Below are 24,750 nucleotides of genomic sequence, written 5' to 3' on the forward strand. Positions count from 1 at the left end.
CGCTCCATGGACCACACCCCCGCCGCCACCCCCCGCCCGAGCCGCCGGCCGCTGACGCTCGACGTGTCCTGGGTTCTGTCGCCGCTTCTGGCGCTGCCTGGTGTCGCCAGCGGCGTGGTGCTGAGCCGCGACGGGCTCATCCTCGGCGGTTCCGCCGACGTGAGCGTCGAGGCGGGAGAGCGAACGGCCGCGATGACGAGCTCGGTGCTGGGAGCAGCCCGCGCCCTGTGCGAGGGGCTCAGCAACGGCGCCGACGGCGAGGTGGTGGACATCGTCATCTCGGCGGGCAAGGGCTACTACTACATCGCCCCGGCGGGAGACCGCGCCGCCATCGTCGTGGCCGCCACCGGAGCCGTCAACGTCGGGTCCCTCGCGTACGAGGTGCAGCTCCAGGTGCAGAAGCTCATCAAGGCGCTCAACGACGCCAGCGCGGCCAGGACACCGGAAATCCCCGCATGACCTCCGGACGACAGCGCCGGCGTGTCGTCCCCGACTTCATGGCCGCCGCCAAGCTGGCCGTGCCCGAACAGATCAACGTCGAGCGGACGACCCTCGTCTACGTCGCTCCCGAGGTGGTCTCCGACGCGCTGGACCCTCCGGGCGTTCACCTGGTGAACCTCCTCAAGGAGGGTCCGCTGTCCGTCTACGAGTGCGCGGCGCACCTGGGCCTGCCGTACTGCGTGGTGCGGCTGCTGGTAGCGGGACTGGCGGCCTCCGGCACGCTGCTCACCCGGGATCCGCCCCGCGCGGAGGGTCCTGATCTAGAAATCTTGGAGTTGGTTCTGAGTGGCCTCCGCGCTCTCTGAAAGCCGGATCAGCGTCGACCACATCCCGGTCAAGCTGATCATCGCCGGACCGTTCGGCGTGGGCAAGACGACCATGGTCAGCGCCCTGTCGGAGATCAAACCCCTCAACACCGAGGAGGTCCTGACCCAGGCGGGCACGCTGGTCGACGACCTCACCGGCGTCAACGAGAAGACCACGACCACGACCGCCATCGACTTCGGCCGGCTCACGCTGCCCGGCGTGGTGCTGTACCTGTTCGGGGCTCCGGGGCAGACGCGCTTTCAGGTCCTGTGGGAGGAGCTGGCGCGCGGCGCGCTGGGCGTGCTCGTGCTGGCCGACACCCGGCGCATCGACGACAGCTTCGCCGTGCTGGACCTGGTGGAGAACGCCGGCATCCGGTACGCCGTCGCGGTCAACCACTTCCCCGACTCACCCGACTACCCGGACGAGGCGCTGCGGCAGGCGCTGGACCTGGACCCGCGCACCCCGCTGCTGGTGTGCGACGCCCGCGACCCCGCCTCCGCCCGCGCCTCGCTGATCGCTCTGGTGGAGCACATCAAGGAACTGATGGTGTCATGACCCTGCGTTATCTGCCCGACGCGGGCAAGCTGTACGGCCCCGAGTGGACCAGTGACCCGCAGTCGGTCTACGCGAGACTGCGCGGGCGCCACGGCCCGGTCGCGCCCGTGGAGATCGCCCCAGGCGTCCAGGCCCACCTGGTGATCGGATATCAGGCCGCGGTGGACGTTCTCACCAACGCCGGCGGCGTCTGGAGCAAGGACTCGCGCCCATGGCAGGTCAGACTGCCGGACACGCCCGGAGCCGGCGCCGCGCTCGGCATGCTCGCCCACCGGACCAACGTCCTGTACTCGGACGGCGCCGATCATGCCCGCTACCGCAAGGTGATGACCGACTGCTACAACATGATCCAGCCGCACAAGCTGCGCGAGATGGTGATCGAGGTCTCCGACTCGCTCATCCGCCGCTTCGCCGCGACCGGATCGGCCGACCTGGCCACCGAGTTCGCCAGGCCGATCCCGCTGCGGGTCTTCAACCTGCTCCTGGGGCGCCCGGACGCCGACAGCGCCGCCCTGATCTCGGCGCTGTACGACATGATGGAGGCCAGCGGCGAGGCCGGGGCGCGCGGCACCGAGGCCTACTACCGCTACATCACCGAGCTGATCGAGGCCAAGTACGCCGACCGCGGCGACGACCTGACCTCGTGGTTCATCGACCATCCTGTCGGGCTGAGCCGGCAGGAGGTGCTGGAGGCGCTGGTGGTCACCCTGGCCGCCGGCTTCGACCCGATGGCCAGCCTCATCTCGAACACGATCTCGCGGATGGTCAGCGACGACCGCTACTACAACTCCTTGTCCAACGGCGCGCTGAGCACGTACGACGCGCTGCTGGAGGCGTTGCGCGCCGAGCCGCCCATGGCCAACTACGGCCCGTACTTCACGACGCGGGCGGTGGACTTCCACGGCACCTGGATCCAGCCCGCCGAGCTGGTGCTGGTCTCCTACGCGGCGGCCAACACCGAGCCCACGCACCTCCCGGACGAGCTGCGCTCCGACGGCGGCGCCTATCTGGGCTTCGGCGCGGGCGCGCACCGCTGTCCGGCGGCCGACCCGGCGACGCTCATCGCGATGACCGCCATCGAGCGTCTGACCTCCCACCTGAGCGACCTCGAACTGACCGTGCCCCGCGAGGAGCTGGAATGGCGGCCGGGGCCCTTCATCCGGTCGCTGGCCCACCTCCCCGTCCGTTTCACCCCCATCCGTCCAGACCAACCTGGAGAATCCCCTTGGTCAGCGCAGCACCCGTCGTCCTCGACCCCTTCGGATCAGACCTCCCCGGCGAGACCCGCCGACTACGCGACCTCGGCCCCCTGGTCCTCGTAGAGCTTCCCGGAGGCATCCCCGCCTGGGCGGTCAACGGACACGAGCTGCTCAAGGAGCTCATACTCAACCCGCTGGTCAGCAAGGACAAACGCCACTGGCGGCTGTGGGAGGAGGTCGGCTCCCGGCCCGAGTGGATGTGGGTCGTCGGGTGGCTCGGCGTGCGGAACATGTTGAGCACGTACGGCGCGGACCACCGGCGGCTGCGCAAGCTCATCGCGCCGAGCTTCACCGCTCGCCGCAGCAAGGCCCTGCAGCCGACCGTCGAGCGCATCATCGGCGAACTGCTCGACGACATGGCGGCGGTCCCGGCCGGGGAGCCGGTCGATCTGCGCGCGGCGTACGCGCATCCGCTGCCGATGCGGGTGATCTGCGAGTTGTTCGGCGTGCCCGACCACATGCGGGTCGAGATGGCGCAGATCATGGAAGCGATCATGGACACCACGGCCACGCCGGAGGCGGCGGCGGCCAACCTCCAGCGGATCGCGACCGTGCTGCCCGCGCTGGTCGCGTACAAGCGCGAGAATCCCGGCGACGACCTGACCACGGAGCTCATCGACGCCCGCGACCAGAGCGACCGTCTCACCGATGACGAGCTGCGTGACACGCTGCTGCTGCTCATCGCGGCCGGGCACGAGACCACGGTCAACCTGATCGGCAACGCGGTGCACGCCCTGCTCACCCATCCTGAGCAGCTCCGGCAGGTGCTGGCCGGGGAGATCTCGTGGGAGGCGGTGGTGGAGGAGACGCTGCGCTGGGCGCCCTCCATCGCCAACCTGCCCCTGCGTTTCGCCATCGAGGACATCGAGATCGGCGGCGCGCGGATCGCGGCGGGCGACGCCATTCTCACCACCTATCTGGCGGCGAACCACGACCCCGCCCAGCACGGTCAGGACGCCGACGGCTTCGACGCCACGCGGCCGCCCGACGAGCACCTCGCCTTCGGCATCGGCGTGCACCGCTGCATCGGCGCCCCGCTGGCCAGGCAGGAGGCGCTCACCGCGCTGCCCGCCCTGTTCGAGCGCTTCCCCGATCTGCGCCTGGCCGTGGGCGAGGACGAGCTGAAGCATGTCCCGTCGTTCATCGCCCACGGGTGGAGCGAGCTGCCACTCACGCTCGGGGACGGCCCTCGCGGCTGACACGGTCGTCGAGCCCGACCTGGAGCCGCCCGTGGAAGGGCGGCTCCAGGTCCGGACGTCACCTGACGCTCAGACGCGCGTCCACTTCTGGTTGTTCTGGCCGTTGCATGGCCAGATCTGCACCTTGGTGCCGTTGGCGGTGCCGTTCCCTGACACGTCCAGGCACTTGTTCGCCCCCACCGCCGTGATCGTGCCGTCGGCGTTGAGCCGCCACTTCTGGTTGTTCTGCCCGTTGCAGTCCCAGATGATCACGGCGGTGCCGTCCGCCGTCCCGGCCCCGTTCACGTCGAGGCACTTGTTGCCGTAGACCCGCAGCTCAGTCGCGGCGGTCGACGTCCACTGCTGGCCGGGCTGCCCGTTGCAGTCCCAGATCTGCACCTGGGTGCCGTTCGTCTGCGAAGCGCCGTTGAGGCACCGGTTCGATGCCACACCCCGCAGCGCGCTGGTGTTGCCCGGGGACGAGCCGTCACCCAGCCCGACGCCCTTGCCGTTGACGGTGAACGAGTCCAGGTCGAACGCGTTCGCGGACGGCGCCTTGAACACGACGTAGACGTTGTGGGTGCCTCCGGGGTCGGTGACCCGCACCGCGGGCTGGGACACGTAGGTGTTCCATCCTCCGGTCGCCGCGACCGGGCTGGAGGCGATGAGGGCCCCCGTCGGCGAGTCGGCGCGCAGCTCGATGGACGCCCCCGTGCTGGACGGCGCCGAGACGCGGAACGACACCGTGTCGATCCCGGAGAGGCTGATCGGGCTGAAGGAGATCCAGTCGTTGTTGGAGATGTCGCCGATGCGCCTGCCGCCTTCGGCCCCCGGCTCGTCGACGATCCGGATCCCGGACGAGCCGGTGAAGTGCTCGGCCTGCTTGTGCTTGGGCTGCAGGGTGACGCCGGCGCTGCCCTTCAGTCCGCCCTTGTCGGTGTAGTCGGCGGACAGGGCGTAGTAGACGTTGGCGGCCTCGTCGTGGCCCGACGCGGTGGTCGTGACCGTTCCCGTGCAACCGGTGTACTGGCCGGTGTCGTGGGCGTGCTGGTCATGGCCGAGCGCCGTGATCACGTTGACCTTGGTGCAGTCGACGGCGCCGTCCTCGGGGTCGGTGACATTCAGCGTGTAGGTCACCTGGTCGCCGAAGTTGATGAACCCGCCGTCGGGCGGAGCCGAGAAGACGACCTTGGGACGGGTGTTGCCGACGGCGATGGACAACGTGACGCTGCCCGTCTTCCCGCCGGAGTCCCGTACGGTCAGCTTGGCCGTGTAGGTCCCGTTGGCGCTGTAGATGTGGGACGGGTTGGCGCTGGTGGAGGTCCCGCCGTCGCCGAAGTCCCACGCGTAGGTGATCGCGTCGCCGTCGGGGTCGGACGAGCCGGCCGAGGAGAACGCCACCGTCAGCGGCGCCGCGCCCGAGTCGGGGTTGGCGCTCGCCTTGGCCAGGGGCGCGCGGTTCCCGGCCACGTAGTCGATCCGGTAGATGCTGTCATCGGTGTTCGCGTGGCCGAAGCCGTTGCCCCAGTCGGCCATGTACAGCGCGCCGTCCGGACCGAACTTCATGTCGATCGGCGCGTGCGGGGCGAGCTGTGCCACGAAGGGGTTGATCTTCAGGAGGTTGCCCGAGGAGTCCAGCCGGAGCTCCTTGACGAAGTTGCGGCTCCATTCGTAGAGGAACGGCGTGCCGTCGAAATACTCGGGGAACTTGCGGTCAGAACCGTTGGCGGCGTCGTAGCGGTAGAAGGGGCCGCCCATCGGGGCGGCGCCGCCGCAGCAGTCGATCTCGGGGAACTCGGCCGAGGCGTGGTAGTTGTACCAGACGGTCGCGGGCTTGGCCGCGGGCAGACTGGTCAGGCCGGTGTTGTTGGGCGAGTCGTTGACGGGCGCCGAGCAGTTGAACTTCGCGCCGGAGGTGTTGGTGGCGAAGTTGTAGTCGTTGAACGGGATGTTGTTGCCGACGCAGTACGGCCAGCCGTAGAAGCCCGGCTGCTTGATCAGGTTCCACTCGACGGTGCCCTCGGGACCGCGGTTGGCGTTCGCGGCGCCGGCGTCGGGGCCGTAGTCACCCAGGGAGATCCAGCCCGTCACCTTGTCGACCGCGAAGCGGAACGGGTTGCGGAAGCCCATCGCGTAGATCTCCGGCCGCGTCTTGGCCGTGCCGGGCGCGAACAGGTTGCCGGACGGGACCGTGTAGGTGCCGTCGGCCTCGGGGTGGATGCGCAGGATCTTGCCGCGCAGGTCGTTGGTGTTGGCCGCGGACCGCTGGGCGTCGAAGTGCTCCCGGCCCTGCCGCTCGTCGATCGGGGCGTAGCCGCTGGACCCGTTGGGATTGGTGTCGTCGCCCGGGCCGATGTAGAGGTTCCCGCCAGGACCGAACGCGAGGTAGCCGCCGGTGTGGCCGGGCTCGTCGACGTTGCGGTAGGCCGGCACCTCGATGATCTTCTTCTCGCTCGCCAGGTCGAGGCTGGTGCCGTTGAAGGTGAACCTCGACACCCGGTTCACCTCGCCGCCGTTGGACGGCGAATAGTTGACGTAGATCCAGCCGTTGGTGGCGAAGTTCGGATCCAGCGCCAGGCCGACGCCGCCGTCCTCGCCGCCGTCGTACACCGACAGGGTGGCGATGACGCGGGTGCCGCCGCCGCCCGCGGGGATCAGGTTCACCTTGCCCGAGCGCGAGATGTAGAAGACCCTGCCGTCGCCGGCCACGTCCAGCTCCATCGGCTGGTCCGGCCCGCCGTCGAGGGTCACCTTCTGGAACCGGCCCGCGACGGTGCCGCCGCAGTCGCCCGCCGCCGCGCCCGCCGCCCACTTCACGCCGCCCAGCAGGTGCTGCTTGAACGACGACTCCGAGTAGGAGGACGCCTGGTGGCCCATCGCGGTGGCCCACAGCCGGCCGCCCTCCGGGTTGTGGCACCAGGAGATCGGGTGGTCGGCGCCCATCTTGTTCGGCCCCGCGTCGTAGGTGGTCTCGTCCGCGGTGACCAGCACGTGCACCGAGCCGCGCATGTTCTTGTCGAAGTTGTACCACTCCTCGGTGCGCACCCAGCGGTCCGGCAGCCCCTTCGTGGAGGGGTGAACCTTGTCGGCCACCTTGGCGGTGCCCTGCAGGATCGACGAGTGCGCGGTCATGTGCGCGCCGGCCAGGGCGACCTGGTCCCACCAGGGGAACTGCGTCTCGATGTTCATGTCGGTGGCGTTGTGGATCGCGACGACGCCGTGGCCGCTGCGTACGTACGCCTGGAAGGCCTGACGCTGGGCGTCGTTGTCCCAGACCATGCCGCTGGTCTGGAGCATGATCACGGCGTCGTAGGTGTTCAGGGTCGCGCTCGTGAAGACGGCGGAGTCCTCGCTCTGGTCGAGCTGGAAGTTGTTGTCGGCCGCCATCTGCTGGAACATCGCGACACCGGCGGGGATGGAGTCGTGCCGGTAGGCGCCGCTCGCGGTCTTGCTGAACAGCAGCACCTTGAACTGCGGAGCGGCCGCGTGCGCCACCAGCGGCACCGCGGACAGCCACAGCCCTAACAGGACCGCGACGAGGGCGGGGAGCAGGCGTGATGTTCGCATGAAGGATCTCCTGGGGTTGCGATCACGCGACAGGTGTCGAATCGATTCGCCACGAAAATAGGTCGGACTAAAGACGAGCGTCAAGCATGCTTATCAAGCGAATTCGCGACCATCTTTTCGCCTCTGCCGATCCGAGATCTCGCTGCGCTTACGGTTAATTACCAGGTGAGGACGGCATTGCCGGAGCAGCGCCGTCCCCACCGGCAGCCAGTGAGGCAGGAAAGAGACATTGGGATAAGTATGAAACTTTCAAACACCGCTCAGAGGGTGCGGAGGTAGGCGAGGCCGTCCACGGCGAGCCCGTCCTGGCTGCGCGCGAGGGGCCGCCAGACCGAGGCCGCGGTGGCGATGGTCTGGTTGTGCGCGGTGAACGACTCGATGACGAGCGGCCCCTGATAGCCGACGTCGCGCAGCGCCCCGGTGAAGCCGGGCCAGTCGAAGCGGTCGGCCCCCGGCGTGCCGCGATCGGTGCCGCACACCTGCACATGCGCGATCCGGTCCGCCGCGACCCGCACCGCCTGGGCGGGATCTTTCTCCTCGATGTTCATGTGGTAGGTGTCGAGTGCCAGCCCGCAGTCCTCGGGCAGCGCGTCCAGGGCCTGCTCGACGGTGTTGACCAGGCTGGTCTCATACCGGTTGAGCGGCTCGACCGCGAGCTTCACCCCGCGCTCGCCCGCGTGGTCCAGGACGGGCCGCAGGTTCTCCCGCAGTTCGGCGTAGACGTCGCGGCGCTCGTCCGGCGACAGCCGCCAGGTGCGGCCGACCGAGGCGTACGCCGGCCCTCCGATCACCGGCGAGCCGACGGTCACCGCCACGTCGACGCAGTGCCGCAGATAGTCCTGGGTGTCGCGGACGGTCCGCCGGGAGGCGGCCACGAGCTCGCGCCCCGGCGGCATGACCAGCACCACGGACGCGGCCAGCCCGTGCTCGGCCAGCACCGCCGCGGCCTTGCCCGGATCCCAGTCGCCGGGCCGCTCGACGGGCAGCTCGACGACGTCGAACCCCCACCCGGCGATGCGGGGGGCGAGCCGCGCCAGCTCGGCGTCGGTCAGCGGGGAGACCCAGACCCAGGTGTTCACTCCGATGGAGAACATGGCGTCCCTCTTCGTCGCCGGTCCATGGAAGGAGCCGGTCAGCTCTTCTTGCCGCCCCAGGTCTCCGGGTACCCGGGCAGGTCCTCACAACCGCACAGCGCGTAGTGCAGCGGCGGCATGTTGGGCTTGAGGTAGGTCGACAGGTTCTCGCCGGTGACCTTCGGCTGCGGCAGGTTCCAGAGCTTGGGCACCTCCTCGCCCTTGAGGATCTTCAGTGCGGCGATGATCGGGGTGCGCCACTGGTAGGTCGGGTACGTGGGGGCGACGGCGGTGAGGCCCGCGTCCTTCCACTTCTGCAGGAAGTCCTGCTGGTCCTCGCCGTTGATCGGCGGCACCGGCACGCCCGCGTCCTCGAACGCCTCGATCGCCGCCACCGCCGTGGCGCCCGAGTCCATCCAGACGCCGTCGATCTTGCCGTACCGCTGGAGGTAGTCGCTGACGATGCTCTTGGTCTTGGCGGCGTCGCCGTCGGTGAACTCCACCCCCACCACCTGCGACTGGCTCCTGTCGAAGACCACCTTGGCCGCCGACCAGCGGGTCTCCAGCACGTCCACGCCGGGCAGGATGCGCAGCGCCAGCACCTTCCCGCCCGCCGGCACCTTCTCGACCAGGAACTCGGCGGCGTCGGCGCCGAAGGCGTAACCGCCGATCGGCTTGATGAACGTCACCGGGCAGTCCGTCTCCACGCCCCGGTCGAACACGATGACGGGCACCTTCCCGCAGGCGGCCGTCACGGCAGGGGTGAGCGTGGCCGTGGTGTTCGGCGAGACGATCAGCGCGTCGCACCCCTTGGCCTGCAGCTCGGCGATGTCGGAGATCTGCTTGTCGTCCTTGCCCTCGGCGTCGAGTGCCGTGAACTTGCCGATCTCCTTGTGCAGGCCGACCTCGGCCTGCATCGTCTTCCACCCGACCTGCCGCCAGGGGTTGTTGACCGCGGCGTTGGAGAAGCACAGGTGGTACGGCCCGTCCTTCTTGTACGTGGCCGTGCCGGTCATCTGCGGGGCGATGGCCTGCTCCCACGGCTTGTCGGAGGGGCCCTGCGGGGTCTCGGAGCGCATGGCCAGCTGGGCGTCGAAGTCCGCCTGCACGAAGAACTTGGACTGCTCGCCGGTGCCCGATCCCTGAGCGCTCGTGGCGGACGCCGTGGACGGGGTTGTGGACGCCGGCTTGTCGGTGGTGCAGCCGGCGACGACGAGCGCGGCGAGCACCGCGATCGCGGCCTTATGACGCGGCATGTGCGTCTCCTCTTCGGGGGGTGAACTTCCAGGGAAGCCGGACGGCTCCCGCCGCGACCGCGGCGATGATGATGACGCCCTGCACGGTGGACTCCAGCGCCCCCGAGATTCCGTACAGGTTGAGCAGGGTGAACAGCGCCTCCAGCGTGAAGGCGCCGGCCAGGGCGGCCGGCACGGAGCCGCGCCCGCCGCCGAGCGCCACGCCGCCGAGGACGACCGCGGTGATGGCCGAGAACTCGAGTCCCTGGCCCGCCTGTGCCGACACCCCGGCGAAACCGCCGAGCAGGACGGCCGCGACGGCGGCGGCCAGACCGGAGAGCATGAAGGCGAAGATCTTGGCCCGGTCGACCCGGACCCCGGACAGCGCCGCGGCACGCTCGTTGTCGCCGACGGCGATGAGGGTCCTGCCGAAATCCGTACGCGTGAGCCAGATCGCCGCCGCGCCCATGGCCAGCAGGATCAGCACCGACCACGGCAGCGGCCCGAGGCCGCCGCGGCCGAACATCCGGAAGCCCTCCGACAGCGCGCCACGCGGCGCGCCGCCGGTCCAGAGGAAGACCGCCCCGGTGAGAACGAGCAGCATGCCGAGCGTCACGATGAACGACGGCACCCGCAGCTTGGTGGTGACCACGCCGTTGACCAGCCCGACGAGCAGCCCGATGACGATCAGCAGGGCGAGGACCGGCCACGTGGCGGACTCGTCGCCGTCGATGAGCCGCGCGGCGATCACCACTTCGGCCGTCACCAGCGAGCCGACCGACAGGTCGAACTCGCCGGAGACGATGACGAAGTACTGTCCCGCGGCGAGGATCACCAGCGGCGCGGCCCGTTTGAGGAACCCCAGGAAGCCTGCGGGCTCCAGGAAGAAGGGGTTGACGACCGCGATCGCGGCCAGCAGCACCACGAGGACCACGACGATGGGGAGTGCCCGTCTCATGCCGGCCGCCTTGTTCCACGCCGCGCGTAGACGGCCACCGCGATGACGATGACCACGCCGCGGACCACGTCCTTGACGAAGGAGTTGACCTCGAGCTGGTTGAAGATGGTGTCCAGGACGGCCAGCAGCAGGACCCCGCCGACGGTCCCGGCGACGCCGCCCTTGCCTCCGGCCAGCGCGGTCCCGCCGAGCACGACCGCGGCGATGGACTCCAGGTCGTAGCCGCCGTCGGTGCCCACCGTGGGCGCCCCCGCCCCGAGCCTGGCGGCCAGCAGCAGGCCCGCGATGCCGGCGCAGACGGAGCAGAGCACGTGGGTGACCACGATGACCCGGCCCGTACGGATCCCGGACAGCCGGGCGACCTCCTCGTTCCCGCCCACCGCGTAGATCCGGTAGCCCAGCCGGGTCCTGCTCAGCAGGAACCAGGCCGCGACGGCCACGCCCGCCCAGAGCATGGCGGAGACGGGGACCGGCCCGATCCGGGAGTAGCCGAGGACCTGGAACGACTCGGGCACCTTGCCCGCCGGACCGTCGTACAGGTGGTCGACGACGCCCTTGATGACGAGGGCGACGCCGAGCGTGGCGATGAAGGCGTGGACCCGGAGCCTGGTGATGATCAGCCCGTTGACCAGCCCCACCAGCATGCTGACGGCCAGCACCGCGGCGACCGCCGGCAGGATGTTCCCGTCCTGGCCCGCCATGGTCTCCGCCGCGACCAGCGAGGCCAGGCTGATCAGGTACGCCACGGACAGGTCGAGCGACCCGGCCAGGATCACCAGCGTCTGCCCGATCGCCACGATGCCGAGGGCCGCCGAACGCTGCTGGATCCCGACAACGCTCTCCATGGTGAGGAACTGACCGCCGTCGAGCGCGACGAGGACGTAGCCGACCGCGACCAGGCCGAGCAGCGCGAGGAACACCACCTGCGTGGGTTCGCGTAACCGCGCCGCCAGGCCGCCGTGTGCCGCACCCGAGCGGGTGGGACGGCCGGTGGGGCGGCGGGCGCGCACGGGCAGGTTCATCTCAGGCCACCTCTCCGGCGGCCAGGCGCATGACGGCCTCCTCGGAGGCCCCGGCCGGCAGCGTGCCCGCGACGCGGCCGTCGCGCAGGACGACGACGCGATCGCTCATGCCGATGAGCTCGGGCAGCTCGGAAGAGATCATCATGATGGCCATGCCGTCGTTCGCGAGTTCGCGCATCAGGTCGTGGATCGCGGCCTTGGCCCCGACGTCGACGCCCCGGGTCGGTTCGTCGAACAGCAGCACGCGCGGCGCCATGATCATCCATTTGGCGAGCACGACTTTCTGCTGGTTGCCTCCGGACAGATAGCGGACCTCCTGTTCCTGACGCGGAGGCGAGAGGCGTACCCGTTCGAGCAGGCCGCGCAGGCCGTCGCGGCGCTTGGCGCCCGCCGCGCGGGCGACGAGCAGGGCGTTGTCGCGGACGGACTGGCGCAGGGCGAGCCCTTCGGCCTTGCGGTCCTCGGTCACCAGTCCGATGCCCATGGCCACGCCTTCCCGGACCGATCGGGGGCGCGACGGGGTCATCTCTCCCGTGGTGAACGGTTCGGCGCCGAAGATGGCTTTGGCGAGCTCCGACCTGCCGGACCCCTGCAGGCCCGCGATGCCGACGATCTCCCCGGCGCGCAGCTCCAGATCGATGTCGCGGAGCTTGTGGTTGCCCGCTCCGCGCAGGCTGAGCCGTACCTCGCCGGCGCCGCCGGAGCGGGGCGGGAAGTAGGTGCCGAGGTCGCGGCCCACCATCAGGCGGATCAGCTCGTCGGGGGTCACCTCGCCGATCGGCAGTGTGGCGACGCGCGAGCCGTCCTTGAGCACCGTGACCCGGTCGGCGAGGTCGAACACCTCGCGTAATCGGTGGGAGATGTACACGACGGCGACGCCGCGTTCTTTGAGCCGCCCGATCAGCCGGTGGAGCAGCTCGACCTCGTGCTCGGCGAGGGCCGCGCTGGGCTCGTCCATGACGACGAGCCGGGCGTTCACCGACAACGCCTTGACGATCTCGACGATCTGCTGCTGGGCCACCGACAGGCGCTTGACGGCGTCGCGGGGGCCGAAGGGGTCCTCGCCGAGCTCGTCGAGGAGCCGCGCGGTCGCCTCCTCCATCGCCGCCCGGTCGACCAGGCCGCGTCTGACGGGCTCGCGCCCGAGGAAGACGTTCTCGGCGACGGAGCGCTCGGGCAGCAGGTTGAACTCCTGGTAGATGATCGCGATGCCGGAGCGCTGCGCCTCCAGCGGGTGGCCGAAGCGGACCCGCCGGCCGTCGATCTCGATCGTGCCCTCGTCCGGCGCGTGCACCCCGCAGATGATCTTCATCAGGGTGGACTTGCCGGCGCCGTTCTCGCCGACGACGGCGTGGACCTCGCCGGCCGCCACGTCCAGGTCCACCCCGGACAGCACCCGCACGCCCAGGAAGCCCTTGCCGATGCCGCGCATGCTCAGCACCCCGCCCACCTCCCAGTCCGCGCCACCATGAGGGCGACCTGCGGCCCGCATACTGCGGGATGCTAAGCGGGCTTATATCGATGGTCAAGCAAAAGATGTCACCGTTGTGACATAAGTGGACCAGGGGACGACGACCGTGAGCGGCAGGATGTATGAAAATGAGCCCACTTATAGTTGACCCTCGACAAAAATAGCTCTTACCATCACGGAGACTTACCTACCGGATGCCTACCGCATGCGGGGGTCGTCCCGACACGATGGAGCTTTCATGGACAAGCTCGGTGTGTGGCTTATCGGGGCACGAGGATCCGTGGCGACCACCGCCATCGTGGGCGCCTCGGCCCTCAGAGCGGGGGCCGCGACCCCGCAGGGATGCGTGACCGAGTCCCCCGGCTTCCCCGGTGACCTGGCTCCACTGACCGGCCTGACCTTCGGCGGCCATGACATCACCGAGACCTCCTTACGCAAGCGCGCCGAGCAACTGGGCAGGGCGGGGGTCATCTCACCGGACCTTCCGGAGCTGCTCGCGTCCGACCTGGACGCCGTCGACGCCGAGATCCGGCCGGGCCACGTCGCCGGCCACGGCGGCCGGGCCGCCGCCAGGCTGATCGACGACCTCGCCGGCTTCCGTGCCCGGCACGGGCTGGCCCGGGTGGTCGTCGTCAACGTGTCGTCGACCGAGCCCCCATGGGATCCGCGCCCGGAGTTCGAGAGGCTGGCCGATCTCGAGAAGTTGCTCGCCGCGCAGGACGACGTCCTGCCGCCGAGCTCGCTGTACGCCTACGCGGCCTTCCACGCCGGGTGCGGCTACGTGGAGTTCACGCCCTCCACCGGGCCGACCCTGCCCGCCCTGGCGGAACTCGCCGCCCGGCAGGGTGTGCCGTACGCGGGACGCGACGGCAAGACCGGCGAGACCCTGGTCAGGAGCGCGCTCGCGCCCATGTTCGCCGACCGGGCGCTGCGGGTGCACTCCTGGTCCGGGCTCAATCTGCTCGGCGGCGGCGACGGGGCGACGCTCGCCGATCCGGCCGCCAGATCCAGCAAGCGGCTCTCCAAGGACCAGGTCGTCGCGAAGGTCATGGGAGGACCCGTCGAGGGTGAGACGCACATCGACTACGTCCCGGATCTCGGGGAGTGGAAGACGGCCTGGGACCACGTGAGCTTCGAAGGCTTTCTCGGCGTGCGGATGACGTTGCAGTTCACCTGGCAGGGCTGCGATTCGGCGCTGGCCGCTCCGCTCGTCCTGGACCTGGCCCGGCTGGTCGCCCGTGCGCACGAGAAAGGGCGGCACGGCGTCCTGCCCGAGCTCGGCTACTTCTTCAAGAGCCCGCTGGGGACGGACGAGCACGCGCTGGCCGCCCAGTACGCCCGGCTGCGCGCCTTCGCCGAGGAGCTGTCATGAGGGCACTGCTCGAACTGGTCCGCGCACCGGCCGCGCTGTCGGTGCCGGGAGACACCATGGCGGGGGCCACCGCCGCGGGGCGGCGTCCGGCGCCCGGCCTGGCCCTGGCGTCGGTGCTCATGTACTGGTCGGGGATGGCGCTCAACGACTGGTCCGACCGTGAGGCGGACGCCGTCGAACGTCCCGAGCGCCCGATCCCGTCGGGCCGGGTCCGCCCCGGCGCCGCTCTCGGGCTCGCGGCCGCCCTGACCGGCGCGGGCCTCGCCACCGCCGCCCTCGCCGGCGGCCGGCGCGGTCTCACCGTCGCCGGCCTGCTGGCCGGCGCGGTCTGGGCCTACGACCTGGGTCTCAAACGGACGGCGGCGGGACCGGCGTCGATGGCGGCCTGCCGCGTGCTCGACGTGCTTCTCGGCGCGGGCGATCAGGCCAGGGCCGCCGTGCCGGCCGCCCTGGCGATAGGCGCGCACACCTACGGGATCAGCGTCCTCGGCCGGGCCGAGGTCGCGGGGGCGGAACGCGGGACCGCCGAGCGCGCGCTCGTGGCGAGCGCCGCGGCGGCCGCGCTCGCGGCCGCCGCCTGCGTACGCGACCGAGCAGCCGCCTGCGCGCACGACCGGGCCGCCACCTGCGCGCACGACCAGGCCGCCCCCTGCTCACGCGACCGGGCCACCGCCCGGGCCGGCGCGGGCGTCCTCATCGCCGGCTATCTCGCCTTCACCCTCCCGGTCCAGGCCGGGTTGCGGACCCGTCCCGAGCCCGAGAACGTACGGCAGGCCGTCCGCCTCGGCATCCTCGGCCTGATCCCGCTCCAGGCGGCGGCGATCGCCGGCGGCGGGCGGTTCGCGACGGCGGGCGCGCTGCTGTGCTCGCTGCCCTTGGGAAAGTGGCTCTCCTCCCGGCTGGCGACCTCATGAAGTGGGCCTACTGCACCAACGGCTTCGCCGACCACCGGCTTCCCGAGGCGCTCGAGGTCCTGGCCGACCTGGGGTACGCCGGCGTGGCGATCACGCTCGACCACGGCCATCTCGACCCCTACTCCCCCGGCCTGGCCGCGGAGGTGTCGCGCATCGCCGCGCTCCTCGAACGTCTCGGCCTCGACGCAGTCGTGGAGACGGGCGGGCGTTACACCCTCGATCCCCTGCGCAAACACCATCCGACCCTCATCAGCGACGACCCCGGGCCCAGGGTGGAGTTCCTGACCACCGCGATGCGGGTCGCCGCCGATCTGGGCGCTCCCGTGGTGCACCTGTGGAGCGGGGTCCGGCCCGACGGCATGCCGGAGTCGGAGGCGTACACGCGGCTGGCCCGCCAGTGCGCACGGCTGCTCGACGAGGCCGACCAGGTCGGCGTCACGCTGGGATTCGAACCCGAGCCCGGGATGTTCGTCGCCGGTCTGGACGGCTTCGAGCGGCTGCGTGCGATGCTCGGCGCCCATGCCAGGTTCGGGCTCACCCTCGACATCGGGCACTGCCACTGCGTGGAGCCGGACGACCTGGTCACCTGCGTGCGCCGGGCGCTGCCGTACACCGTGCACGTGCAGATCGAGGACATGTGCCGGGGAGTCCACGAGCACCTGGAGTTCGGCGAGGGCGAGATCGACTTCCCGCCGGTGCTCGCCGCGCTGCACGGCTACTCGGGCCTGGTGGCCGTGGAGCTGGCCCGGCACAGCCACGCGGCCCCGCAGGTCGCCCGCCGCTCGATCGACTTCCTGAGGAGGGCACATGAAGGAGCCGGCACAGGAGTGGCTGACACAGGCCGTCCGGCAGGTCGAGGCTGACCCCGACGCGGTCCACCGGCTCTTCCCGCAGGCCGAACGGCGCGGCGGGCCAGGTGCGCGGCGCGCGCTGCTCGGCGCGCTGCGCGGCCACCATGCGACGATCCGCGGCCTGTACGAGGCCGGCGACAGCGGCGAGCGGCTGGCGATCCTGACCGTCCTGCACGAGCTCGACGCGGAAGGGACGGCGGTCGGGCTGGTGGAGGACGCGCTGCGCACCAACGACGCGCGGCTGGTCGCCGCGGCCCTCGGCCCGTACGGCGCGGCGTGGCTGGACGACCACTCCTTCCGTCAGGGGGTGCTCAAGTGCGTCTTCATGTCGATCCCCCTGGCGGCGGTGGCCGAGCTGGATCGCCGCTTCGACGCCGAACTGGCCCGGATGCTGTCGGACTACGCGGCGGAGCTGCGGGCGGCCGGCCGGCCCGTCCCGGGCGACGTCCTGGAGAGGATCTGAATGCGCATCTTCGACCCCCACATCCACATGACCTCCCGGACCACCGACGACTATCAGCGCATGCACGCCGCGGGGGTCCGAGCCGTCGTCGAGCCCGCCTTCTGGCTGGGGCAGCCCCGTACGAACGTGGGCAGCTTCCTCGACTACTTCGACGCGCTGCTCGGCTGGGAGCCGTACCGCGCCGCGCAGTACGGCATCCACCACCACTGCGCGCTCGCGCTCAACCCGAAGGAGGCGAACGATCCGCGGTGCGCGGGGGTGCTCGCCGAGTTGCCGCGCTACCTGCTGAAGGACTCCGTCGTCGCGGTCGGCGAGGTCGGCTACGACTCGATGACGGCGGAGGAGGAACGGGCCTTCGAGGCGCAGCTCGCCCTGGCGCGGGAGAACGATCTCCCGGTGCTCGTGCACACTCCGCACCGGGACAAGGCCGCGGGCACCCGCCGCAGCCTCCACGTGGTCCGGGACGCCGGGATGCCCCCCGAACGGGTGCTCATCGACCACCTCAACGAGATGACGGTCGGCATGGTCGCTGACTCGGGCTGCTGGATGGGTTTCTCGATCTACCCCGACACCAAGATGGACCCGGACCGGATGGTGGCCCTGCTCAAGGAGTACGGCACGGACCGGATGCTGGTGAACTCGGCCGCCGACTGGGGCCGGAGCGACCCGCTCAAGACGCGCGAGGTGGCCGACGTCATGCTCGCGGCCGGCTTCGGCGAGGACGAGGTGGATCGGGTGCTGTGGCGCAATCCGGTCGCCTTCTACGGGCAGAGCGGCCGCCTCGACCTGGAACCGGCCCCGCAGGCCGGGCCCGACCACGCCGGCAACACGATCAAGCGAGGCTGACCGTGCGGTTACGCCATCCGGACGGCTCGACGGTGCACCTGGCCTACTGCACCAACGTCCACGCCGCCGAGGATCTCCCCGGCATCCACCGTCAGCTGTCCGGCGTGGCCGCGCGGGTCAGGCGCCTGCTCGGCGTCGAAAGGCTCGGGGTCGGGCTGTGGTTGTCCCAACGTGTGGCCGCGGACCTCCTCGCCCGGCCCGGGGAGCTCGCCGGGCTGCGCGAGCGGCTGACCGCGCTCGGGCTGGAGGTCGTGACGCTCAACGGGTTCCCCTACCGCGGCTTCCACGACGAGATCGTGAAGCACCGCGTCTACACCCCTGACTGGGCGGACGCGGAGCGGCTGAGCCACACGCTCGGGCTCGCCGAGCTCCTCGCCGTGCTGCTGCCGGACGACGTCGCCGAGGGCACGATCTCGACCCTGCCCCTCGCCTGGCGCACCGGGTGGACGGAGGACAAGGCGGCCGCGGTCATGGCCAATGTCGGCGCGGTCGCCCAGGGACTGCGCGCGCTGGCGGGCCGTACCGGCAAGGTGATCCGGCTGGGCTTCGAGCCGGAGCCGGGCTGCGTCGTCGAGACGACGCCCCAGGCCACCGCCCTGCTGAGCGACGTGGATCACGACCACCTCGGCCTCTGCCTGGACGCCTGTCACATGGCCGTGGGTTTCGAGGAGCCCGGCGCCGGCGCCCGCACCGGGCTGCCCGTCGTGAAGCTCCAGGCGTCGTGCGCCCTGGTGGCCCCGCCGGGGGCGCAGCGGGCGCTGGCCGCGTTCGACGAGGCCCGCTTCCTCCACCAGACGCGCTCCGCCACCGGGTACGCCGACGACCTGGGCGAGGCCCTGGCCGGCGGCCTGCCCGCGGACGAGAGCTGGCGCGTGCACTTCCACGTCCCGCTGCACGACGCGCCGCCCCCTCCTCTCACCACCAGCGCCCCCTACCTGCGGGACCTGCTGAACGTGCTCCTCGGCGGGGAACGGCCGCTGACCAGCCACGTCGAGGTGGAGACCTACACCTGGAACGTGCTTCCCGGCGCGCCGGCCGACCTCGCCGAAGGCATCGCGGCCGAGCTCGACTGGATGCGGGGGCAGCTCGCCGCCCTCGGGCTGAAGGAGACGTGATGGCACCGCTGATCGTGATCAATGTCGTCGGGCTCACCCCGCGCCTGCTCGCGCACATGCCGAACGTGGCGAGCGCGGGCGCGGCGGCCACGCTGCGGCCCGTGCTCCCGGCCGTCACCTGTTCGATGCAGGCCACCCTGCTGACCGGCAGGATGCCCCGCGACCACGGCATCGTCGGCAACGGGTGGTATTTCCGGGACCTCGGCGAGGTGCTGCTGTGGCGTCAGCACAACGCGCTCATCCAGGGCGACCAGTTGTGGACCGCCGCGCCCGGCCTGCGCACCGCCAACGTCTGCTGGTGGTATGCGATGGGCGCCGCGACCGACCTGCTCGTCACCCCGCGTCCGATCTATCACGCCGACGGCCGCAAGTCGCCCGACTGCTACACCCGCCCGCCCTCGCTCCACGACGACCTCGAGGCCGCGCTGGGGCCGTTCCCCCTGTTCAGCTACTGGGGGCCGAACGCGGGGATCGCCTCCTCCGAGTGGATCGTCGCCGCCGCCCGCCGCATCCTGGCCCGCGAACGGCCGGATCTGCTGCTGGTCTACGTGCCTCACCTCGACTACGACCTCCAGCGGTACGGCCCCGCCGGTCCCGAGGCGGTCGCGGCGGCCCGCGCCGTCGACGCCGCGCTGGCCCCGCTCCTGGCCGAGGAGGCCGAGGTGGTCGTGCTCTCGGAGTACGGCATCACCCCGGCGTCCCGCCCGGTGGACGTCAACCGGGCGCTGCGCGCCGCGGGGCTCCTGGAGGTCTACACCCAGGCCGGGATGGAGTACCTCGACCCGTGGACGTCCCGGGCCTTCGCCGTCGCCGACCACCAGGTGGCCCACGTGTACGTGCGCGATCCCGCCGACCTCGACCGCGCCCGCGCCGTCGTCGCCGAGCTGGCCGGCGTGGACGAGGTGCTCGACCAGGCAGGGAAGGCGAAGTACGGGCTCGACCACGAACGCGCCGGCGAGCTCGTCGCGGTGGCGGAGCCCGACGCCTGGTTCACCTATTACTACTGGCTCTCCGACGACCGCGCCCCGGACTTCGCCAGGCTCGTGGACATCCACCGCAAACCCGGCTACGACCCCGCCGAGCTGTTCATGGACCCGAACGATCCGTTCGTCAAGCTACGTGCGGCGGCGGCGCTGGCGAGGAAGAAGCTGGGCTTCCGCTACGCGATGCGGGTGGTGCCGCTCGACCCGGCGCCGGTGCGGGGCAGTCACGGCCGGCTGCCCGACCACCCCGACGACGGCCCGGTGATCATCGGCCCCTTCGACCGTGGCTCCTACGAGGCGAGCGAGGTCAAGGATCTCCTGGCCGGCCTGGCCCGGCGAAGCCGCTGACCGTGACTCGCGCGGCCCCCTGTGGGGAGCCGCGCGAGGGTCTGGACGGCAGGCTCAGACGCGGGTCCAGCGCTGGTTGGTTCCTCCGTTGCAGGTCCAGATGCGGGCCTTGGTGCCGTTGGCGGTGCCGCTGACGTCCAGGCACTTGTTCGCGCCGACCGCCGTGATGGTGCCGTCGGCGTTGAGCCGCCATTTCTGGTTGTTCTGCCCGTTGCAGTCCCAGATGATCACGCTGGTGCCGTCGGCCGTCCCGGCGCCGTTCACGTCCAGGCACTTGTTGGCGTAGACCCGCAGCTCGCTCGCGGCGGTCGACGTCCACCGCTGGTTGTTCTGCCCGTTGCAGTCCCAGATCTGCGCCTGCGCGCCGTTGGCCTGGGAAGCTCCGCTGACGTCCAGGCACCGGCCCGACCCCACACCCTTGAGCGTGCTCGTACCGCCCGGCGTGCTGGTCAGCTCCTTGACGCGGATGTTGCGGAACGACACCACGTCGCCGGACCCGTGGTTCTGGATGCCGAGGTAGCCCTGCTGGAGCGAGCGGACCGGATCGGTGTTGGTGAAGTCGTTGATCCTGGTGCCGTTGAGGAACACCTGCAGCCGCTCGCCCTCCACCAGCAGCTCGTAGGTGTTCCACTGCCCCGGCGGGTTCAGCGCCGCGTCGCGGGCGGCGATGTCGGCCGCCTTGAACCCGTAGATCGCCCCGGTCGTCTTGTCCGGGGTGTCGGTCGCGTCGATCTGCACCTCATATCCGGTGTCGAGCGCCGCTTGCGGGTCGCTGGTGGCCGGGAACCCGACGATGACGCCGGAGTTGGAGTCGCCGGTCATCCTCCAGTCGAGCTTGACGGAGTAGGAGCGGAACTCCTTGGCGTTGTACCACAGCATGCCCATCCCGCCCTGGGAGGTCAGCGTGGCGTCGCTGTTGGCGAACGATCCCGGCCCGGCCTGCGACCAGCCCGTCGTCGAGCCGTTGTACAAGGTCGTGTACCCGGTCTCCGGGCGGCAGTCGGCGTTGGTGGCCTTGGCGGTGTACCTGATCCCGCCGAGCAGCAGCGCGCGGAAGTTCGGATCGGCGTACGACTCCTGGGTGTGCCCCAGGCCGGTGTAGAACGCCCGGCCGGAGGACTGCGGGTGGCACCAGGTGATCGGGTGATCGCCCATGCCGCCGCCGCTGTAGCTGCTCTCGTCCAGGCTCTGCAGCACCCGGACGTTGGGGCGGGGGTTGGTGCGGTAGTTGTACCACTCGTCGGTGCGGGACCAGCTCGTCCCCAGGTGAGCGGTCGCGGCGTGCGCCCGGTCCTCGGTCCGTACGGTGGCCTGCTGGATCGCCGGATGGTTGTTGAACCAGGCCCCCATCAGCTGCCCGTAGTAGGGCCAGTTGTACTCGGTGTCGGCGGCCGAGTGCACCCCGACGTAGCCGCCCCCGCCGTCCACGTACGACTGGAAGGCGGCCTGCTGGTTGTCGTTCAGCACGTCACCGGTGGTGCTGAGGAACACCACCGCCTTGTACTGCGCCAGGTTGGCCGTGGTGAAGGCGTTCGAGTCCTCGGTGGCGTCGACGGCGAAGTCGTTGGCGGTCCCCAGGTCGCGGATGGCCTGGATCCCAGCGGGGATCGAGTCGTGCCGGAACCCGGCCGTCTTGGAGAACACCAGCACCTTGAAGGCGGCGGCCTGGGCGGGAACGGCCGGGATCATCGTCGCGGCGACGGTGATCGCCGCCGCCGTCACTGCGAGGCGTCGCAGCACGGATGTCTTTCTGTCGCTCGGCATGGGTGTCCTTTCAGACGCGGGTCCAGCGCTGGCTGGTTCCTCCGGTGCAGGTCCAGATGCGCATCTTGGTGCCGTTGGCGGTGCCGTTGACGTCCAGGCACTTGTTCGCGCCCACCGCCGTGATCGTGCCGTCGGCGTTGAGGCGCCATTTCTGGTTGTTCTGGCCGTTGCAGTCCCAGATGATCACGCTGGTGCCGTCGGCGGTGCCGGCGCCGTTGACGTCGAGGCACTTGTTGCCGTAGACCCGCAGCTCGGTCGCGGCCGTTGAGGTCCACTGCTGGTTGGGCTGGCCGTTGCAGTCCCAGATCTGCGCCAACGCGCCGTTGGCCTGCGAAGCTCCGTTCACGTCCAGGCACCGCCCCGACGCCACCCCCTTGAACGCGGTCGTGCTCCCCGAGGGCGGGGTGCCGGTGTCGAGGGTGAAGGCGTCCAGGTCGAACAGGTAGCCCTGTCCGGTCGGGCCGCGGAAGACCAGGTAAAGCGTGGTCGTGCCGGCCGGGGCGCCGCTGAGGTTCGCCGAGACGTCGGTGAAGGTGTCCCAGCTGCCGGTGCTCGCCACGTTCACCGTTCCCAGCAGCGTGCCCGTCGCCGAGCCGGCCCGCACCTCGATCCGGCCGCCCGCGCCGGCCGAGGAGACGCGGGCGGTGACCTTCGTCGCGTTGCCCAGGTTGTACGGCTGGAAGGAGATCCAGTCGCCGTCGTCGGTGAAGCCGACCGTCTTGCCGCCTTCCGCGGTGGTGTGGTCGGCCGTCTGGACGCCCTGCTGGGCGCCGAAGTGCTCGGCCTGCCGGTGCCGCGGCTGGAGCGTACGGTCGCTGGTGGAGGTCAGACCGCCCCTGTCGGTGTAGGAGGCCTCGAAGACGCCGTAGATGTTGGCCGCGGCGTCATGCTCGCCGTCCAAGGGCACCGCGATGGAGCCCGAGCAGCCGGTCTGCGAGGTGATCTTGTGGCGGTGGCTGTCGTGGCCGAGGAGGTAGGAGACGGTGACCCCGGCGCAGTCGATCGTGCCGTCCTCCGGGTCGCTGACGGTGACCTGGAAGGGCACGGTGTCGCCGAAGGAGAACAGCTGACCGTCGGCGGGGGCGGTGAGGGTGACCGTCGGCGCGGTGTTGCCGACGTTCACGATCACGCTCGCCGTGCCGGTGAGACCCTGCGGGTCCCGGACCGTGAGCGTCGCCGTGTAGGCGCCGTTGGCGGTGTAGGTCTTGCTCGGGTTCGCCGCCGTGGAGGTGGTGCCGTCGCCGAAGCTCCACGAGTACGTCAGCGCGCCGCCCTCCGGGTCGGAGCTGCCCGCCGAGGAGAAGTTCACCGTCAGCGGGGCGGGTCCCGAGGTCCTGTCGGCGGACGCTCTGGCGATCGGGTTGCGGTTGGCGCTGCCGATGTACTCGATCCGGAACAGCGCCTGGTTGTTGTTCCCGGTGCCGTAGTCGAGGACGTACAGGGCTCCGTCAGGGCCGAAGGCCATGTCCATCACCTGCGTCCCCGACCAGGGGAACGCCGAGATCTCCCCGTAGCCGCCGTCCGCCTTGACCTCGATCGCCTTGATCCAGCGGCGGCCGTACTCGCCGGCGAAGAAGCGCCCGTCGAGCGTCTGGGGGAACTTGACGGCCGAGCTCAAGTTGGCGTCGTAACGGTAGACCGGGCCGCCCATCGGCGACTCCGACCCGGAGCCGAACTCCGGCGGGCTGCCGGCGTCTCCGGCGTACCGGATCCACGCCGGCTTCGCCGCGGGCAGCGTGGTCAGGCCGGTGTTACGGAAGGAGTTGTTGGTCGGGCCGCCCGCGCAGTTGTACTTCGGACCGGTGCTGTTGGTGGCGAAGTTCCATTCGTTGTAGGTCTCGCTGGTGGTGTTCGTGCCCGTGCAGTACGGCCATCCGTAGTTGCCTGGACCGGTGATGCGGTTGAACTCCACCTGCCCGCTCGGCCCTCTGTTCGAGTTGGTCACCCCGGCGTCCGGCCCGTAGTCGCCGAGGTAGACGACGCCGGTCGCCTTGTCCACGCTCATCCGGAACGGGTTGCGGAAGCCCATCGCGTAGATCTCCGGCCGGGTCTTCGCCGTCCCCGGCGGGAACATGTTGCCGCTGGGGATCGTGTAGGTGCCGTCGGGCTGCGGCTTGATGCGCAGGAGCTTGCCGCGCAGGTCGTTGGTGTTGGCGGCCGAGCGCTGGGCGTCGTACTGCGGGTTGCGGTCGGTCCGCTCGTCCAGCGGGGAGTAGCCGCTCGACTCGAAGGGATTGGTGTCGTCACCGGTGGTCAGGTAGAGGTTGCCGGCGGCGTCGAAGTCGATGTCCCCGCCCACGTGACAGCACTGGCCGCGGTCGTTCTGGACCCGCAGGACCACCTTCTCGCTGGCCAGGTCGAGCGTGTCGTCCGACTTGAGGGTGAACCGCGACAGGTACAGCTCGCCCTTCCACTGGTCGAACTGCGCCTGCGTGCCGGTGCTCGGCGCGTCACCGTTCGGGGTGCTCAGGCGCGGCGAGTAGTAGAGCCATAAGTACCGGTTGGACGCGAAGCCGGGGTCCACCGCCACACCCTGCAGGCCCTCCTCGTCGTGACTGTAGACGTTGAGCTTGCCGGCCACCTTCGTGGTGCCGTTGACATCGGTGACGCGTACCGTGCCGTCGCGCGCGGTGTGCACCACCGAACGGTTCGGCATCACGGCCAGCGACATGGCCTCGCCCAGTTCGGCGCCTCCAGAGGCGAGAGAAACCTGCTGGTAGTCGGAGGCCGGGATGACGAGGGCGTTGGCGGGAGGGGCGTCGAGCGCGAGTGTTCCGGAAGTGATCAGCGCCACCGTGGTCAACAAAGTGAGCCATGGACGTCGGGACATTACTGTTCCTCCACTGTCGGATCTAGGCACGGGCCCACTTCTGGTTGGTGCCGCCGGTGCAGGTCCAGATCTGCACCTTGGTGCCGTTGGCGGTGCCGTTCCCTGACACGTCCAGGCACTTGTTCGCGCCGACCGC

General features: G+C 70.5%; 21 protein-coding genes. 12 read left to right on the forward strand and 9 right to left on the reverse strand.

Features of this window, described 5'->3' with window-relative positions; genetic code table 11:
- The first annotated feature begins 6 nt into the window (after positions 1-6).
- From BMW85_RS05405 to BMW85_RS05420, 5 genes are read left to right on the forward strand one after another with little or no spacing between them, the layout of a single operon-like run.
- Positions 7-459: a roadblock/LC7 domain-containing protein gene (locus BMW85_RS05405; RefSeq protein WP_091077666.1), complete on the forward strand. Its 453-nt coding sequence runs from the start codon at positions 7-9 to the stop codon at positions 457-459.
- Entirely contained in the window at positions 456-806 is a 351-nt protein-coding gene (locus tag BMW85_RS05410; protein WP_091077669.1) for a DUF742 domain-containing protein, read from the forward strand. The genes BMW85_RS05405 and BMW85_RS05410 overlap by 4 nt, the downstream gene beginning before the upstream one ends.
- Entirely contained in the window at positions 787-1,365 is a 579-nt protein-coding gene (locus tag BMW85_RS05415) for a GTP-binding protein (protein ID WP_218155672.1), read from the forward strand. The genes BMW85_RS05410 and BMW85_RS05415 overlap by 20 nt, the downstream gene beginning before the upstream one ends.
- Positions 1,362-2,687, forward strand: coding sequence for a cytochrome P450 family protein (locus tag BMW85_RS50825; protein ID WP_245774639.1), 1,326 nt, complete (start codon positions 1,362-1,364; stop codon positions 2,685-2,687). The genes BMW85_RS05415 and BMW85_RS50825 overlap by 4 nt, the downstream gene beginning before the upstream one ends.
- Positions 2,591-3,823 (forward strand): cytochrome P450 family protein, encoded by a 1,233-nt coding sequence (locus BMW85_RS05420; RefSeq protein WP_245774640.1) that lies wholly within the window; start codon positions 2,591-2,593, stop codon positions 3,821-3,823. Before BMW85_RS50825 ends, BMW85_RS05420 begins: the two co-directional genes overlap by 97 nt.
- 69 nt (positions 3,824-3,892) lie before the next feature.
- Here the strand turns inward: BMW85_RS05420 and BMW85_RS05425 are convergent, their stop codons facing one another.
- The 6 genes from BMW85_RS05425 to BMW85_RS05450 all read right to left on the reverse strand — a co-directional run bounded on the left by BMW85_RS05425 (position 3,893) and on the right by BMW85_RS05450 (position 13,149).
- Positions 3,893-7,369: a ThuA domain-containing protein gene (locus BMW85_RS05425; protein WP_091077674.1), complete on the reverse strand. Its 3,477-nt coding sequence runs from the start codon at positions 7,367-7,369 to the stop codon at positions 3,893-3,895.
- 260 nt (positions 7,370-7,629) lie between these two features.
- Positions 7,630-8,463 (reverse strand): sugar phosphate isomerase/epimerase family protein, encoded by an 834-nt coding sequence (locus BMW85_RS05430; RefSeq protein WP_091077677.1) that lies wholly within the window; start codon positions 8,461-8,463, stop codon positions 7,630-7,632.
- 38 nt (positions 8,464-8,501) lie between these two features.
- A complete protein-coding gene (locus BMW85_RS05435) occupies positions 8,502-9,698 on the reverse strand; it encodes an ABC transporter substrate-binding protein (RefSeq protein ID WP_091077678.1) in 1,197 nt (398 codons plus the stop codon).
- Positions 9,685-10,635 (reverse strand): ABC transporter permease, encoded by a 951-nt coding sequence (locus tag BMW85_RS05440; RefSeq protein WP_091077681.1) that lies wholly within the window; start codon positions 10,633-10,635, stop codon positions 9,685-9,687. The genes BMW85_RS05435 and BMW85_RS05440 overlap by 14 nt, the downstream gene beginning before the upstream one ends.
- Positions 10,632-11,657 (reverse strand): ABC transporter permease, encoded by a 1,026-nt coding sequence (locus BMW85_RS05445; RefSeq protein WP_091077684.1) that lies wholly within the window; start codon positions 11,655-11,657, stop codon positions 10,632-10,634. Before BMW85_RS05445 ends, BMW85_RS05440 begins: the two co-directional genes overlap by 4 nt.
- Position 11,658: 1 nt before the next feature.
- Entirely contained in the window at positions 11,659-13,149 is a 1,491-nt protein-coding gene (locus BMW85_RS05450) for a sugar ABC transporter ATP-binding protein (RefSeq protein ID WP_218155673.1), read from the reverse strand.
- A gap of 217 nt (positions 13,150-13,366) precedes the next feature.
- Here BMW85_RS05450 and BMW85_RS05455 point away from each other — a divergent pair, with 217 nt between their 5' ends.
- From BMW85_RS05455 to BMW85_RS05485, 7 genes are read left to right on the forward strand one after another with little or no spacing between them, the layout of a single operon-like run.
- Entirely contained in the window at positions 13,367-14,500 is a 1,134-nt protein-coding gene (locus tag BMW85_RS05455) for an inositol-3-phosphate synthase (protein WP_218155674.1), read from the forward strand.
- Entirely contained in the window at positions 14,497-15,414 is a 918-nt protein-coding gene (locus BMW85_RS05460) for an SCO3242 family prenyltransferase (protein ID WP_091077692.1), read from the forward strand. Before BMW85_RS05455 ends, BMW85_RS05460 begins: the two co-directional genes overlap by 4 nt.
- A complete protein-coding gene (locus BMW85_RS05465) occupies positions 15,411-16,277 on the forward strand; it encodes a sugar phosphate isomerase/epimerase family protein (RefSeq protein WP_091077695.1) in 867 nt (288 codons plus the stop codon). Before BMW85_RS05460 ends, BMW85_RS05465 begins: the two co-directional genes overlap by 4 nt.
- The gene (locus tag BMW85_RS05470) at positions 16,222-16,728 is read left to right on the forward strand and encodes an EboA domain-containing protein (protein ID WP_091077698.1); all 507 of its coding nucleotides are present in this window, start codon (positions 16,222-16,224) and stop codon (positions 16,726-16,728) included. The genes BMW85_RS05465 and BMW85_RS05470 overlap by 56 nt, the downstream gene beginning before the upstream one ends.
- Complete coding sequence (locus BMW85_RS05475) at positions 16,729-17,574, forward strand: TatD family hydrolase (protein ID WP_091077700.1); 846 nt, start codon at positions 16,729-16,731, stop codon at positions 17,572-17,574.
- A 2-nt stretch (positions 17,575-17,576) separates the two neighbouring features.
- A complete protein-coding gene (gene eboE / locus BMW85_RS05480; protein WP_091077703.1) occupies positions 17,577-18,689 on the forward strand; it encodes a metabolite traffic protein EboE in 1,113 nt (370 codons plus the stop codon).
- Positions 18,689-20,020 (forward strand): alkaline phosphatase family protein, encoded by a 1,332-nt coding sequence (locus BMW85_RS05485; RefSeq protein ID WP_091077705.1) that lies wholly within the window; start codon positions 18,689-18,691, stop codon positions 20,018-20,020. Before eboE ends, BMW85_RS05485 begins: the two co-directional genes overlap by 1 nt.
- A 54-nt stretch (positions 20,021-20,074) precedes the next feature.
- Here BMW85_RS05485 and BMW85_RS05490 read toward each other — a convergent pair whose 3' ends face one another.
- The 3 genes from BMW85_RS05490 to BMW85_RS05500 all read right to left on the reverse strand — a co-directional run.
- Positions 20,075-21,784 carry a ThuA domain-containing protein gene (locus BMW85_RS05490; protein WP_091077708.1) on the reverse strand — a complete coding sequence of 570 codons (1,710 nt, stop codon included), beginning with the start codon at positions 21,782-21,784 and terminating at the stop codon, positions 20,075-20,077.
- 10 nt (positions 21,785-21,794) lie between these two features.
- Positions 21,795-24,578 carry a carbohydrate-binding protein gene (locus BMW85_RS05495; protein WP_245774641.1) on the reverse strand — a complete coding sequence of 928 codons (2,784 nt, stop codon included), beginning with the start codon at positions 24,576-24,578 and terminating at the stop codon, positions 21,795-21,797.
- Positions 24,579-24,636: 58 nt separating this feature from the next.
- Positions 24,637-24,750, reverse strand: a 114-nt coding sequence (locus BMW85_RS05500) for an RICIN domain-containing protein (protein WP_143082132.1), incomplete at its 5' end; no start/stop codon positions are given.

This window comes from Nonomuraea wenchangensis (genome assembly GCF_900111685.1).
Classification (GTDB): Bacteria; Actinomycetota; Actinomycetes; order Streptosporangiales; family Streptosporangiaceae; genus Nonomuraea; species Nonomuraea wenchangensis.

Excerpts from the sequence above, each read along its gene's own strand:
- BMW85_RS05405 (WP_091077666.1), top strand. The coding sequence starts at position 7 with ATGGACCACACCCCCGCCGCCACCCCCCGCCCGAGCCGCCGGCCGCTG.
- BMW85_RS05410 (WP_091077669.1), top strand. The coding sequence starts at position 456 with ATGACCTCCGGACGACAGCGCCGGCGTGTCGTCCCCGACTTCATGGCC.
- BMW85_RS50825 (WP_245774639.1), top strand. The coding sequence starts at position 1,362 with ATGACCCTGCGTTATCTGCCCGACGCGGGCAAGCTGTACGGCCCCGAG.
- BMW85_RS05425 (WP_091077674.1), bottom strand. The coding sequence starts at position 7,369 with ATGCGAACATCACGCCTGCTCCCCGCCCTCGTCGCGGTCCTGTTAGGG.
- BMW85_RS05430 (WP_091077677.1), bottom strand. The coding sequence starts at position 8,463 with ATGTTCTCCATCGGAGTGAACACCTGGGTCTGGGTCTCCCCGCTGACC.
- BMW85_RS05435 (WP_091077678.1), bottom strand. The coding sequence starts at position 9,698 with ATGCCGCGTCATAAGGCCGCGATCGCGGTGCTCGCCGCGCTCGTCGTC.
- BMW85_RS05440 (WP_091077681.1), bottom strand. The coding sequence starts at position 10,635 with ATGAGACGGGCACTCCCCATCGTCGTGGTCCTCGTGGTGCTGCTGGCC.
- BMW85_RS05445 (WP_091077684.1), bottom strand. The coding sequence starts at position 11,657 with ATGAACCTGCCCGTGCGCGCCCGCCGCCCCACCGGCCGTCCCACCCGC.
- BMW85_RS05450 (WP_218155673.1), bottom strand. The coding sequence starts at position 13,149 with ATGCGGGCCGCAGGTCGCCCTCATGGTGGCGCGGACTGGGAGGTGGGC.
- BMW85_RS05455 (WP_218155674.1), top strand. The coding sequence starts at position 13,367 with ATGGACAAGCTCGGTGTGTGGCTTATCGGGGCACGAGGATCCGTGGCG.
- BMW85_RS05460 (WP_091077692.1), top strand. The coding sequence starts at position 14,497 with ATGAGGGCACTGCTCGAACTGGTCCGCGCACCGGCCGCGCTGTCGGTG.
- BMW85_RS05465 (WP_091077695.1), top strand. The coding sequence starts at position 15,411 with ATGAAGTGGGCCTACTGCACCAACGGCTTCGCCGACCACCGGCTTCCC.
- BMW85_RS05470 (WP_091077698.1), top strand. The coding sequence starts at position 16,222 with ATGAAGGAGCCGGCACAGGAGTGGCTGACACAGGCCGTCCGGCAGGTC.
- BMW85_RS05475 (WP_091077700.1), top strand. The coding sequence starts at position 16,729 with ATGCGCATCTTCGACCCCCACATCCACATGACCTCCCGGACCACCGAC.
- BMW85_RS05485 (WP_091077705.1), top strand. The coding sequence starts at position 18,689 with ATGGCACCGCTGATCGTGATCAATGTCGTCGGGCTCACCCCGCGCCTG.
- BMW85_RS05490 (WP_091077708.1), bottom strand. The coding sequence starts at position 21,784 with ATGCCGAGCGACAGAAAGACATCCGTGCTGCGACGCCTCGCAGTGACG.